This is a genomic window from Sulfuricurvum sp. MLSB (assembly GCF_000747095.1).
Classification (GTDB): Bacteria; Campylobacterota; Campylobacteria; order Campylobacterales; family Sulfurimonadaceae; genus Sulfuricurvum.
In genome coordinates this window covers 8,216-20,706 of the sequence record NZ_JQGL01000021.1, presented here as the reverse complement: position 1 = coordinate 20,706, position 12,491 = coordinate 8,216, and the positions used below count along the sequence as shown (strand labels likewise).

The 12,491-nt window shown below is 49.9% G+C and carries 17 protein-coding genes; 10 read left to right on the top strand and 7 right to left on the bottom strand.

All coding sequences use genetic code 11. The features are described 5' to 3' along the window. The 3 genes from JU82_RS02760 to JU82_RS02750 all read right to left on the bottom strand — a co-directional run. On the bottom strand, nucleotides 1-385 hold a 385-nt coding region (locus JU82_RS02760), incomplete at its 3' end, for a Fur family transcriptional regulator (RefSeq protein WP_037946211.1). A 3-nt stretch (nucleotides 386-388) separates the two neighbouring features. After that, entirely contained in the window at nucleotides 389-964 is a 576-nt protein-coding gene (locus JU82_RS02755; RefSeq protein ID WP_294892037.1) for a CvpA family protein, read from the bottom strand. After that, nucleotides 965-1,894 (bottom strand): GGDEF domain-containing protein, encoded by a 930-nt coding sequence (locus JU82_RS02750; RefSeq protein ID WP_294892036.1) that lies wholly within the window; start codon nucleotides 1,892-1,894, stop codon nucleotides 965-967. Nucleotides 1,895-2,113: 219 nt separating this feature from the next. On the opposite strand from JU82_RS02750, the gene JU82_RS02745 reads away from it, so the two are divergent. Further along, nucleotides 2,114-3,460 carry a class II 3-deoxy-7-phosphoheptulonate synthase gene (locus JU82_RS02745; RefSeq protein WP_037946209.1) on the top strand — a complete coding sequence of 449 codons (1,347 nt, stop codon included), beginning with the start codon at nucleotides 2,114-2,116 and terminating at the stop codon, nucleotides 3,458-3,460. Between the two features lie 55 nt (nucleotides 3,461-3,515). Here the strand turns inward: JU82_RS02745 and JU82_RS02740 are convergent, their stop codons facing one another. The 4 genes from JU82_RS02740 to gatC form a co-directional block, all read right to left on the bottom strand. Further along, nucleotides 3,516-3,923: a Fur family transcriptional regulator gene (locus JU82_RS02740; RefSeq protein ID WP_294892035.1), complete on the bottom strand. Its 408-nt coding sequence runs from the start codon at nucleotides 3,921-3,923 to the stop codon at nucleotides 3,516-3,518. A 103-nt stretch (nucleotides 3,924-4,026) separates the two neighbouring features. Continuing rightward, a complete protein-coding gene (locus tag JU82_RS02735) occupies nucleotides 4,027-5,109 on the bottom strand; it encodes a type IV pilus twitching motility protein PilT (RefSeq protein ID WP_037946206.1) in 1,083 nt (360 codons plus the stop codon). Further along, nucleotides 5,106-5,450: an arsenate reductase family protein gene (locus JU82_RS02730; RefSeq protein ID WP_037946204.1), complete on the bottom strand. Its 345-nt coding sequence runs from the start codon at nucleotides 5,448-5,450 to the stop codon at nucleotides 5,106-5,108. Before JU82_RS02730 ends, JU82_RS02735 begins: the two co-directional genes overlap by 4 nt. A 3-nt stretch (nucleotides 5,451-5,453) precedes the next feature. Further along, nucleotides 5,454-5,744: an Asp-tRNA(Asn)/Glu-tRNA(Gln) amidotransferase subunit GatC gene (gene gatC / locus JU82_RS02725; RefSeq protein WP_037946202.1), complete on the bottom strand. Its 291-nt coding sequence runs from the start codon at nucleotides 5,742-5,744 to the stop codon at nucleotides 5,454-5,456. A gap of 121 nt (nucleotides 5,745-5,865) precedes the next feature. Between gatC and JU82_RS02720 the strand changes: the two genes are divergently transcribed. The 9 genes from JU82_RS02720 to JU82_RS11620 all read left to right on the top strand — a co-directional run. Next, nucleotides 5,866-6,462 carry a hypothetical protein gene (locus tag JU82_RS02720; RefSeq protein ID WP_294892034.1) on the top strand — a complete coding sequence of 199 codons (597 nt, stop codon included), beginning with the start codon at nucleotides 5,866-5,868 and terminating at the stop codon, nucleotides 6,460-6,462. Continuing rightward, a complete protein-coding gene (locus JU82_RS02715; RefSeq protein ID WP_037946198.1) occupies nucleotides 6,462-7,460 on the top strand; it encodes a PQQ-binding-like beta-propeller repeat protein in 999 nt (332 codons plus the stop codon). The genes JU82_RS02720 and JU82_RS02715 overlap by 1 nt, the downstream gene beginning before the upstream one ends. After that, the gene (locus tag JU82_RS02710; protein ID WP_037946196.1) at nucleotides 7,460-8,281 is read left to right on the top strand and encodes a tyrosine-type recombinase/integrase; all 822 of its coding nucleotides are present in this window, start codon (nucleotides 7,460-7,462) and stop codon (nucleotides 8,279-8,281) included. Before JU82_RS02715 ends, JU82_RS02710 begins: the two co-directional genes overlap by 1 nt. A gap of 60 nt (nucleotides 8,282-8,341) precedes the next feature. Beyond that, on the top strand, nucleotides 8,342-8,683 hold the full coding sequence (locus JU82_RS02705; protein WP_037946194.1) for a cupin: 342 nt from the start codon (nucleotides 8,342-8,344) through the stop codon (nucleotides 8,681-8,683). Between the two features lie 7 nt (nucleotides 8,684-8,690). Continuing rightward, complete coding sequence (locus JU82_RS02700) at nucleotides 8,691-9,308, top strand: type III pantothenate kinase (RefSeq protein ID WP_037946192.1); 618 nt, start codon at nucleotides 8,691-8,693, stop codon at nucleotides 9,306-9,308. Further along, entirely contained in the window at nucleotides 9,302-9,922 is a 621-nt protein-coding gene (hisG, locus tag JU82_RS02695; RefSeq protein WP_037946191.1) for an ATP phosphoribosyltransferase, read from the top strand. The genes JU82_RS02700 and hisG overlap by 7 nt, the downstream gene beginning before the upstream one ends. A gap of 65 nt (nucleotides 9,923-9,987) precedes the next feature. Then, the gene (locus JU82_RS02690) at nucleotides 9,988-10,509 is read left to right on the top strand and encodes a glycine zipper 2TM domain-containing protein (protein WP_294892033.1); all 522 of its coding nucleotides are present in this window, start codon (nucleotides 9,988-9,990) and stop codon (nucleotides 10,507-10,509) included. A 104-nt stretch (nucleotides 10,510-10,613) separates the two neighbouring features. Beyond that, nucleotides 10,614-11,609: a type I glyceraldehyde-3-phosphate dehydrogenase gene (gap, locus tag JU82_RS02685; protein ID WP_037946189.1), complete on the top strand. Its 996-nt coding sequence runs from the start codon at nucleotides 10,614-10,616 to the stop codon at nucleotides 11,607-11,609. Next, the coding region (locus tag JU82_RS11620; protein ID WP_294892032.1) for a glucose-6-phosphate isomerase at nucleotides 11,609-12,491 on the top strand (883 nt) is incomplete at its 3' end. The genes gap and JU82_RS11620, both read left to right, overlap by 1 nt.

The following is a 12,491-nucleotide window of genomic DNA, read 5'->3' as shown; positions in this document are numbered from 1 at the left end:
GACGCTCTTCGATCTCTTCGTCAACAAACTCGGTAATGTTCCCGCATTGCGTGCAGATCAGGTGATCGTGATGGTCTTTTGCCCCGAGTTCGTATTTTTTCCCCTGCGCTCCGAAAGAGAGAGATGTGACCATATCGGAATCTTCGAGCAAAGAAAGGGTGCGGTACACCGTGGCGATCCCGGTATTGAGGTCGGGATGCTTTTCCTGAATCAAATGGTGAAGAGCTTCGGGAGTCAAATGTTCGTCGGAATTGTACAACATCTCCAAGATCACTTCGCGTTGGATCGTGAACTTCAAGCCGTTAGCCTTGAGCAATTGTTTGAAATCGTTCAGAAGCTTGTTGTAATCAACAGTCCGTTCGGTGAAATCGGTATAAGAACCCATCCGTTATTTCTCCTTTGTATTTCCGGTGTGTGCATCGGTGGCAGATGCATTCGCATCGCTTTCGTTCTCGTCCCCCATCAGCGACGTAACGTCATCGGTTTCAATGTGGAGGATAAAATTCCCCGTTGCCATCATCGGCTCATAAAAAATGCTGTCGGCCATTTTCTCTTCAAAGTTTTCGCGGATTGCCGTAACGCTGAAAAGAGCGTAAACGATGATGGAGAGGATGAAAAAGAATTTACTGCTCCCTACCACGAACCCGAGAACCTGATCAACTGCACCCAAGCCGCTCAGCGTACTCAGTTTTTTAAACCCGCTTCCCAATGCTACCATCAATAGCCAGAAAATTCCCAGCGCAAAAATAAAGCCGATCAGATTGACCGCGGTTGCCGTTTCGAAATGGAAGAGAGAATCACTCAATATTTTCCCGATATAACCGCCCAAATGGGATGCGACGAAGACGCCCCCCACGATGCCGATCATGCCGAAAACTTCTTTTGAAAAGCCGTTTAGTAACCCTTTAAGCCCCAGTAGCAGGACAATGGATCCTACGGCAACGTCAAAATAATTCAAATCCATTTAAAACTCCATTTCCAATCGGTCTTTGCCGTTGTTTTTAGCTCGATAGAGTGCCGTATCGGAGCGGTCGATGATCGTGTCCATCGTATCGTCGGGAACTATTTTTGTCAGCCCGATGCTCAGGGTAACGGCAATTTGCTGATTCTGGAACAACGGCTTGTTGTTACGGCACAAAGTGAGAAGACGCTCGCCGACCATGCGGGCGCCCTCGTTGTCGGTACGGTTGAGCAGAATGATAAACTCTTCTCCTCCGAAACGGTACACGCGGTCCCCGTCCCGCAGTGCTTTTTTGAGCAGCTTGGCAATAAAAATAAGCACTTTGTCGCCTGCGATATGGCCGAACCGGTCGTTGATTTTTTTGAAATCGTCAACGTCCACCATCAGGGCAAAAATGTCGAAATGTCCGTTTTGCTTGGAGAGGAGTGTTTTAAGATGCTCGTGCAATGCGTAACGGTTATAGACTTTGGTCAGCGGATCAAGCGTCGTTTTCGTTTCCAGTTTTTTGATCTGTTCCATCAGGGTTCCGATCACCTGGTTGGCCCGGGAGACTTCGTCGCTGAGATGGCTTTGGATGTCGTTGAATTTTTCCGTTATCTTTTCGAAATTGATCAGATCACCGGTGCTGTTTTCTTCGATTAGGGAACCGTGGCGTTCCGTGATTTTTTCAAATTTCTCATTGGACTCGGAATACGAATGGATGCTTTGCATGGCCAGCTCTTTGTACTCTTCGAAAACGGTGGAATTCTGGTAGTGTTGAAGGTCGATTTCTCCCGACGAATACGATTCCAGCACTTCATGCGTAGCCGCTTCGACAAGTTCGGCAAATTCGGCAAGGGCGAGAGTCTTTTGACGATTGCTCAGTGATTCCAGCCGAATGGAAAGCTCTTTACAAAAATGGAGTAAAAAAGGGTTGAATCGGCTGTTTTCCACTTTTGGCCTTTGGATTGATGTTCGAAACGTATGAAAAAGGGTCGTATTTGACGGTAAAAAGAGATACGAAGAGCGCCCTTTATAATTCTCGCAATTATACTTTCCCAAACATAAATCTAAGATTTGATCCCTTTAATCAGTCCCTTTTTAGGATAAAACGATAAAATTCACACAATAATAACCGTTACGGTGTATTTAAGTAGGATTGAGGAGAAAAATATGAGTACGTGGACACGATCAAGCTGGAGAACAAAACCAATCAAGCAACAGCCGATCTATCCCGACCCGGCAGCACTTGAGCAGGTCGAATCGGTACTTCGCAATTATCCTCCCCTCGTTTTTGCGGGCGAAGCGCGCATGTTGAAAAAAAGTCTGGCCGACGTATGTGCCGGAAAAGCGTTTTTATTGCAGGGCGGGGATTGCGCCGAGAGCTTTTCAGAGTTTCACGCAACGAATATCCGCGATACGTTCAAGGTAATGATGCAGATGGCCGTCGTTATGACGTTTGCCGGCGGCGTTCCCGTCGTGAAAGTAGGACGTTTGGGAGGTCAGTTTGCGAAGCCGCGCTCTTCGGACAACGAAACGATCGACGGCGTAACGCTTCCCAGCTACCGCGGTGACATCATCAACGGCGTTGAGTTCAATACCGAAGCACGCGTACCGGACCCGCAGCGCATGGTGCAAGCCTACAATCAATCGGCGGCGACGCTGAACCTGCTTCGCGCGTTTGCGTCGGGCGGATTGGCCGATCTGCATCAGGTACATGCCTGGAATCTCGGGTTCGTCGGTCAAAACGAAATGACGAAAAAATACGAAGAGCTTTCCCGCCAAATCGATGATTCGCTCCGTTTCATGGCGGCATGCGGCATTATTTCGGAGAATTATCGGACACTGCGCGAAACCGATTTTTATACGTCTCACGAGGCGCTTCTGCTTAATTATGAAGAGGCGTTTACCCGTCAGGACTCATTGACGGGCGAATGGTACGACGTATCGTCGCACATGCTTTGGATCGGCGACCGCACCCGTCAGCTCGACGGTGCTCACGTCGAGTTTATGCGGGGCATTCAAAATCCGATCGGTCTTAAAGCAGGGCCGTCGATGGACCCGGATGATCTTGTCCGATTGTGCGATATCCTGAATCCTGCCAATGAAGCGGGACGTCTCAACATCATCGTCCGTATGGGTGCGGACAAAGTCGGGGAGGGGATGCCGAAATTGATCCGTGCGATAGAGCGCGAAGGCAAAAAAGTCGTCTGGAGCTGCGATCCGATGCACGGCAACACGATCACGAGCAACGGATACAAAACCCGTCCGGTCGATTCGGTGCTCAGAGAGATGAAGCAGTTCTTCCAGGTGCACAAAGCCGAAGGCACGTATGCCGGAGGGGTGCATTTGGAAATGACCGGGAAAAACGTTACCGAATGTCTCGGCGGATCGTTCGAGATCACCGAAGAGAATCTCAAAAGTCGTTATCACACGCACTGCGATCCGCGTTTGAATGCGGACCAGTCGCTTGAACTGGCTTTCCTGATCGCCGATACCCTCAAAGAAGCGCACCGCTGATTATTTATCTTTTTGCCCCGTTCGGGGCAAAAGAATCTTCCGTTTTTTAAATCTATTATTTTTTTTGACAGTTAGGGCAAATGCCTGAGATCACGATTGCGACATCGTCGGCTTTGTATCCCGCGAGGTCGAATTGGCGATTTTCAAGAAGCGAAGAAGGGTTCAGGGAAATGTCTTTGAGCTCACCGCATGATGTGCACATGACGTGCGCATGCTCTGATTTTTCAATTTCATATTTTGTTTTGTAGCCGGGAACCTTGACTTCCCGGATAAGGCTCACATCCATCATGCTATGGATGTTTTTGTACAGAGTTGCCAGCGAAATGGATGCAAATTTTTTGACAATCGACTGGTACAGTTCTTCTATCGTGATATGCCCGGCATTGTACATCAGCTCAATAATAGCCATTCGTTGAGGCGTCGCTTTGAGTCGGTGCTGTTTAAGTAGCTCTTGGTATTTCATAATACGGGATTATAGAACATAAAAAAGGAAAAAAGGGATAAAGAGGGTGATTAGGGTAAAGTTTTGAAAGTAATTTTAAGATTTGCCCCTGAAAAGGGGGCGTTTACATCGAACCGATGATCCGCAGCAGTTCATCCGGTTTGTTGGAGTACTGTATGGCGGTATCGCGGCTGACGAGTTTTTTGCGGAGGCACTCGACGATTTCCTGGGTTTGCGTCGACATATTGGTTTCTTGCTGGTTCAACTGCATTTGCGAGTAGAGTTGATGAACTTTGTCTTCGCGGATCAGATTGGCGATCGCAGGATTGGTAATCATGACTTCCTGTGCGGCGATACGCCCGCCGCCGATTTTCGGCAGAAGTACCTGCGATATGACGGCGACCAGCGAGGTTGAGAGCTGGGCACGAACCTGCGGCTGTTCATCGCCGGAGAATACGTCGATGATACGGTTGATCGTCTGCGGAGCGGAGTTGGTGTGGAGTGTTCCGAAGACGAGGTGTCCGGTTTCGGCGGCGGTCAGTGCCGCCTGAATCGTTTCGCGGTCACGCATCTCACCGATCAGGATAACGTCGGGGTCTTGGCGGAGCGCGTATTTGAGCGCTGCGGAAAAGCTGTTGGTATCGGTTCCGACGTTACGGTGGGAGAAGAGCGATTTTTTGTTGGTATGGACAAACTCGACCGGGTCTTCAACGGTGATGATGTGGCGCGATTCGGTCATGTTGATTTCGTTCAGCATGGCGGCAAGCGTCGTCGATTTACCGCTTCCCGTCGGTCCGGTGACGAGGATCAGCCCTTTTTCGCGTTTGATGATCTCTTTGAATATTTTTTTGGCGTTCAGATCGTCCAGCGAAGGGATCGTAACCGGGATAATACGAAACGCGCAGGCGATATCTTCCATTGTTTTATAGTAGTTGGCACGGAACCGGCCGACATCGGGAATGACGATGGAGAAATCAAGCTCATTGTGTTCTTCAAAGGCTTTTTTCTGCTTTTCGGTCAACAGCGAATAGGCCATTTCTTCGATGCTTCGTCCGTCGAGTACGGGCAGATTGAGGGCAACCAGCCGGCCGTCGATACGAATCTGCGGTTCTGAACGGCTGACAAGGTGCAGGTCTGACGCTTTATAGGCGACGACACTTTTCAAAAGCTTATAAACATCCAACGGTGCGGCGCTATTATCATTCATGAGAGAAAAATTCCTTCGTATTGGGATAGATCAAAGCCGACGACAAGCCGGTTGCCGAATTCGATAACGGGACGTTTGATAAGGAGGTTGTGTTGGCTCATCCATTCGATTTTGCCCGAATCGTCCGTCAAAACGGATTTAAGCCCCAACGTGCGGTACGTCGTTCCTTTTGTATTCAGAAGCGTAGAGAGATCACTCATCGCCGCCCATTTTTCGATGGTTTCGCGTCCGACGGGAGAGGTTTTAAAGTCGCAGAACGTGTATTCAAGAGCATGTGCATCCAGAAAGCGAAGCGCTTTTTTGACACTGTCGCAGTTCTTGATTCCGTAGACGCGGATCATGACTTACTCGATAATTTTGGGAACGATGAAAAAATGCTCCTGAGCATGCGGTGCATGCGCTAAGATGTCGTCATTGACCGCGCGGTCGACGCATCCGGTATCTTCGCGCAGGCGTGTGGCGGTATCCGACATGGCAAAAGTCGCTTCGACACCGTCGGTATTGAGTTCGGCCAGGTTATCGACAAATGAAACGATTTCGCTGAGCTGCGAGATCATTTCAGCGCGGTGTTCTTCGGGAATCTGAAGATAAGAGAGTTTTTCCAAACGTTGTAAGAGAGTTTCATCAATGTGCATGGTTAACCTGATTCGTGATAAATTATAGAAATAATTGTACCCTAAAAATAGGTTTACGAAACTTTAACATTGCCTAAGCTATTATTACCTTTTAAGCGAAGGCAAACAATCAGGAGTTATATTGAGTCTGAAAGAGAATATGGAAGCCCTCAAAGAGGAACTGAATTCCGAAGAGAAATTTTTAGAAAGCGCGATCAAGACCGAGCGGTTTATCAAGCGCTACCAAAAACCGCTTATCGCCGGCGTCGTAGGTATGTTGTTCGCGGTAACGGGGGCAATAGCGTATCAGGTCTATGCGGACGCCAAAATCGAGAGTTCGAATACGGCATTGAATGCGTTGCTTCTCAATCCCGAGGATGCGCAAGCGCAAGAAACCCTCAAAAACGACAATGCTGAATTGTATGATTTGTGGAGACTCACACGCGGCATCGCACAGAACGACCCGACGCTGTTGGCCTCATTGAAAAATTCCGAAGCATTCGGAGTCGCCGACATCGCTTCATACGAAGCGGCAATCATTAAATCCGACACGGCGGGGCTGGAGAGCTACACGAAACGACAGGGGGCGCTGTATAAAGATCTGGCCTTGTTGGAATTGGCCGTTCATGCGCTCGAGCAGGGAAATGTCGCCTTTGCCCATCAAAAAATCGCCCAAATCGGCGAGGATTCCCCCATTTATCAATTGGGGCAGTCGCTGTCTCATTACGGAGTTAAATAATGAAACTTTCCCTGATTGCTTTTTCGGTCGGTATGGTCGTCTTCTTTAGCGGATGTTCCCAGAAAGAGGTGTTCAAACCCGAAGACGTCAAAGGCGAATGGCGAAATGCCGGACGTCTGAGCGACTCCATAGCGCAAGTCTCATCGTCTGCGGCGTTGCTCGACAACGGAGACCTTTTGACCAAACAAGGGGAAAAAAAGATCAAGATCCCCGAAGGCCATCGTTTGCTCAACGCCGGCGATGAGTGGATCATCACCGAAAACAGCGATAGAAACATTGTTCTTTTCCCTGAAGACGGAACGGACGGAAAAGTGACGTTTGAACTCAAACGGGGCGTTGCCGCCGCATCGGTACAGGACGATACGCTCGCCGTATTGTTCTCGAACAACGAGATGGCTCTTTACTCGATCGCAACCACAAAACTTCTTTTTAAAGAGTCCTCCAACGCTTCTGTCGCGGTAGACGCAAAAATTGCCAATCCTTTTTTCCTCAAAGAATTGGTATTGTTTCTGACGCTGGACGGCAAAATCGTCATTGTCAACTCTGACACCAAGCAGGTATTGCGCTCCGTCGTCGTCAGCTCCGAAGAGTATTTCAACAACATCACGTACCTGAACGTCATCGATAACAACCTCGTGGCATCGACCGGATACGGCGTTTTGGCATTGTCGCAAAAAGAAGCGCGCGAAAAATACGAAATCCGTAACATCGCCTATGCCGCCGACGGTATTTGGATCACGACGAAGCAAGGCGAAGTAATCGCACTCTCTCCGACATTGCAGTTTAAAGCGAAAAAGAAATTTCCGTTTGCCCATTTCGTCGGTCTGAGTGTTCAGAACGACCGTGTCTATGCTCTGGAAAAAGAGGGATACATGATCGCACTAACGAAAAACCTCCTTGCGTACGATATCTACGATGTCGATTTGCAAGACGATGACAAAATCTTTGTCGGAGACGGACGTTTCTACTTTGACGACCGGTACATCAACATCAAATAATGTCAGGAGAGCTTGAGGCCTTTATCGAGTACATCACGGTTATCAAGTCCCTCAGCCCCCGTACGATCGAAGCGTATTCGCGCGATCTTGACGAGATCGAAAAAGGGACGGGCAAAAGCCTGACCCAGATCGATTCCGCCGATGTTTTTGCTCTGCTGGGGTCGATCCCCAACAAACGGACGCTTAACCGCAAACTCTCCTCATTTAATTCCTTTCTCGATTTTTGCCACCGTAGCCGGTTCGATTCGCACTCCTCGAAGTTTTCCCTTTCCAAAATCCCTAAAAACCTTCCCAAATACCTCGCGTATGAAACGATACAATCGGGGCTTGAACAGGTCGATCGCAGCGACTGGCTGGGATTGCGCGACTACGCGCTGATACTGTTTTTGTACGCGACGGGAGCGCGGGTCAGCGAGTGTCTGATCGCGCAGGAAGGAGACATCGAGAGCGAATGGCTCCGCATCCGTCACGGAAAAGGGGAAAAAGAGCGCTACGTGCCGATAGCGCACGAAGCGATGAAGGCGTTGCGCGCCTACCGCGACGCATGCCCGTTTAATCGGCCGCTGCTGTGGCTCAATTACCGCGGCGAACCGCTCAGCCGCGTCTCGGCCTTTAAAATCACCCAAAAGTATCTCGACGCCTCTCCTCATGCCCTGCGCCATTCGTACGCGACGGCGCTGATCCTCGGCGGCGCCGATCTGCGCGTCGTGCAGGAGTTGCTCGGACACGCGTCGCTGCTGACGACACAAATCTACACCCATGTCCAGAAGCACAATCTTCAGGAGACGGTGATGCAGCATCATCCGATGATAAAAAGTTGACATCGGTCAAGATGATAGTGCGTTTATCGCGTTATCATCCTCTCTAAAAAAAGGATGAACATGCAAAGCGCTTCATTTTTAGCTGACATTGTCTACGGGGATACTCAGCCCGTCATCACCCCTCTTATCGCCAACGATTTTACCAAAGAGATTCGGATCGTGTTTCGTGCGGGACAAGCGATGAATGCGCACAAAACGTCATTCCCGATCACGGTCATGATCGTCGCGGGGAGCATCGATTTCGGGGTAGGGGAAGAGCGGATGATACTCAAAGCGGGCGATGTGATCGCGCTGGAGGGCAACGTCATGCACGATCTGAATGCTTTGGAAGATTCGGTTGTCCGCCTAAGCCTGCACAAAGGCGACAGCGTCGCGCGGGTGCGCGGGGTACTTAAGCTATAATATCGCCATGATATTATGCGACATCGGCAACACATCGGTTGATTTGTATCAAGACGGGAAACGAACCAAGTTGCGTGCCGATGATTTTGATCCTTTTTCAATAACCGAAGAGGTGTATTTCATCAGTGTAAACTCCCGGTTTAACGAGCGGGTTATAAACTGCCCGAACTGGCATGATCTGCGCGCGGCCGTCGCATGGGAAAAGTATTATCCCACGATGGGGATCGATCGGGTGATGGTCTGTGAAGCGGTAGAGGAAGGGGTCATCGTCGATGCGGGGAGCGCGATCACCGTCGACGTGATGCGCTCAGGCGTATATGAGGGGGGATTCATCTCCTTGGGGCTTCGTGCCGCGCGCGAAGCGTACGGACGTCTTTCTCCCGCGCTGGACGTGTCATGGAACTTTGAGGTTGATTTGGCTAAAATGGCGAAAAATACCCCGAATGCCGTTACGGCCGGTTTTCTGGCTCCTTTGGTCGCGCAGATCAAAAGCCTCGGAAAACCGATCTACCTGAGCGGCGGCGACGCACAGATTTTAAGCCGTTTTTTCCCGGATGCGGTCGTGGATGAAGAGCTGATCTTCAAGGGGATGAAAAAGTTAATCGAAAAAGGTAGAGTATGCTAAGTGTTGCACTCCCAAAAGGGCGGATTGCCGATGAAACGCTGGAAATTTTTGAATCGATTTTCGGAAGCGGTTTTAAATTCGACGATCGTAAACTGATTCTTCAGACCGAAAACTTCAAATTTTTGCTGGTACGCAATCAAGACGTTGCGACGTACGTTTACCATCAGGCGGCTGATATCGGCGTTGTCGGACTCGATACGCTCGAAGAGCAGGGGCTTGACGTCATCCGCCTTCTCGATCTTCAAAAAGGGAAATGCCGCATCGCGATCGGGATGCGGGCCGGTGAAAAACCCGATTTCACCAAAAGCGAGATCAAGGTCGCAACCAAGATGGTGAACATCACCAAGCGTTATTTTGCCGACCGTGCCGTCGCGGCGGACATCATCAAGCTCTACGGCTCGATCGAACTGGCCCCTTTGGTCGGACTGGCCGACATGATCGTCGATGTTGTCGAAACGGGGAGCACGATGAAGCAAAACGGATTGGAAGTGGTCGAGACGATCATGGAATCTTCTACCCATTTGATCGCGAACAAGAACAGTTTCTTTGAGAAAAAAGACGAAATCCTCGACATCTACGAAAAAATCAACACTCTTTTGTACGGCGACAAATAAAAATTCACTATCGGTTAACAATCGGGCTTTACAATGGCCCGATTAAACGAATAGAAGGAATTATTATGTCTACGACACCCGTTTCCACACTTGCTTTATCTCTTATGCTGACAGGCTCAGTTTTGAGCGCCGATGGCTTCTCGACCGTCGAATACGTCAAAGTTACCCGCTCAGCACCGGTGTACGCCACGGTTCAGGAAGAAATCCCCGAACAAAGATGCTACGAGGTCCAAGAGCCGGTCAGTTCCGGCAACGGCACGATCAATAACGTTGTCGGCGCTGTTGCCGGAGGCGCGCTCGGCGGGGTGCTGGGGCATCAGATCGGCGGGGGAAGCGGAAAAACGGTCGCAACCGTCGGCGGCGCGGTATTGGGGACGCTTGCGGGTCAAAAAGTAGCCGGCACGTACGGCGGCCAAAACACGGCCGGATATCAGACGGTACGCAAATGTGAAACCATCAAAACGTACAAATCGCGTCAGGTGCTCAGCGGTTACACGAATACGGCTATTTTTAAAGGCAGAGAGATCGGCGTCGAGAGCGATCAGCCTCTCAAACAGATCCCGGTTACGGTTACTTACAGCTATTAATCTCACGGCCCCGCAATTCGGGGCCGCTCTTTATTACTCTAACGCTCCTTTTAAACTTTTTTTGTTACAATTAACCATTATTTTCTATGACATCAGGAGTCTCTATGGCACTCAAAGTGGCGATTAACGGCACAGGAAGAATCGGAATTATCGTAGCTAAAATCATCGCAGAGCGCAGTGACATCGAGCTGGTCGCATTGAATACGACCGCCAAACCCGAAATGCTTGAATATCTGCTCAAATTTGACAGCGTCCATCGCGGTATCGATGCAAAGGTAATCGATGAAAATACGATTCAAATCGGCGGTAAAAACGTTCGCATGTTCAGCGACCGCAACATCGATAACGTCGATTTCGGCGGTGCGGGTGCCGAAGTGGTTATCGAATGTACCGGAAAATTTTTGGATCAGGAAAGTTGTGCCAAACACCTGAAAAACGGCGTCAAAAAAGTGATTATGTCGGCTCCGGCCAAAGACGAGAGTCCGACGTACGTTTTCGGCGTGAACTCCGATCAGTACCAAGGCGAAGCGATTATCTCCAATGCCAGCTGTACGACCAACTGCCTTGGACCGATCACGAAGGTTCTTGACGATGCATTCGGCATCGAAAACGGCTTGATGACGACGATCCATTCATATACGAACGATCAAAACATTCTGGATGTCAAGCACTCCAAAGACCCGCGTCGTGCGCGTGCGGCGGCGATGAATATGATCCCGACCTCTACGGGTGCGGCCAAAGCGATCGGCAAAGTTATGCCGCACTTGCAGGGCAAACTAAACGGCTACGCGATGCGGGTTCCGACTCCTGACGTTTCGGTCGTCGATTTGACGGTCAACCTCAAAAAAGAGGTGACCAAAGAGGATATCCACGCCGCTTTCAATACTGCGGCACAAGGCGCTTTCAAAGGACTGGTCGAAGTCGACAACGACAAGCGCGTCTCAAGCGACTTTATCGGAAGCACGTACAGCTCGACGTATGTTCCGGACATGACCAGCGTTGTGAACGGCCATACGGTCAAAGTACTCGCATGGTACGATAATGAATGGGGATACAGTAGCCGATTGGTCGATATGACGGTCCTTATCGGAACGCATTGATGCTCCGTTTTATCAACCATTTCAATACGAAAAGCCTGGACCCTTTTACCCTCGAAAAAGGGTACGAAGCACTTCGTTTTGAGGCCCAGAGCGGGGAAATCGGCTACTACGATCTTCCCCTTGAATCGCAGCCGCTGGTTACACAGGTCGAAGGGCTGCGTCCCGTGATTGATAAAAAATACAATACGATCGCCGTCATCGGCATCGGCGGTTCTTCTCTGGGGATCAAGGCGATTGAACGCCTTCTGCGCCCCGGCACTCCCAATGCCAAAAAAATAGTCTATCTTGAAAACTCCGATCCGATCAGTGTCAGTCAGGTGATCTCGCAAATAGACAAGCCGCGTACCCTTTTTGTCGTCATTTCCAAATCGGGAAGCACGGTTGAAACGCTCTCGATTTTCAAGCGGGTGATTGTCGCCTTTGATTTGATCGTACACGATTCCGATCAGATTATGGTGATTAGCGATGAGGGATCGGTATTGTCGAAATTTGCGGATGAGAACGGCTTACGCCGTTTTGTGATACCCGTAAACGTCGGCGGACGTTTTTCCGTCCTGAGTGCGGTAGGGATTGTCCCGCTGACCCTCGCAGGATTCGATACGATGGAAGTATTAAAAGGAGCAGAGTCTTTTCTGGAGCGTTTTTGGAAGCGTGAGGAAGAGCATTTACTCCAAAAGGCCGCCTATTACGTCACCCATGCCGAGCGCTTTCCGATGAACGTATTGTTTGCATATTCCGATACGTTTGAGGAATTCGGAAAATGGATGGTGCAATTGTGGGGCGAATCGCTCGGAAAACGAAACCGCAGAGGAGAACGTGCAGGGTTGACGCCGATCGCTCTGATCGGTTCGGTCGATCAGCACTCCTTTTTGCAGCTGATCG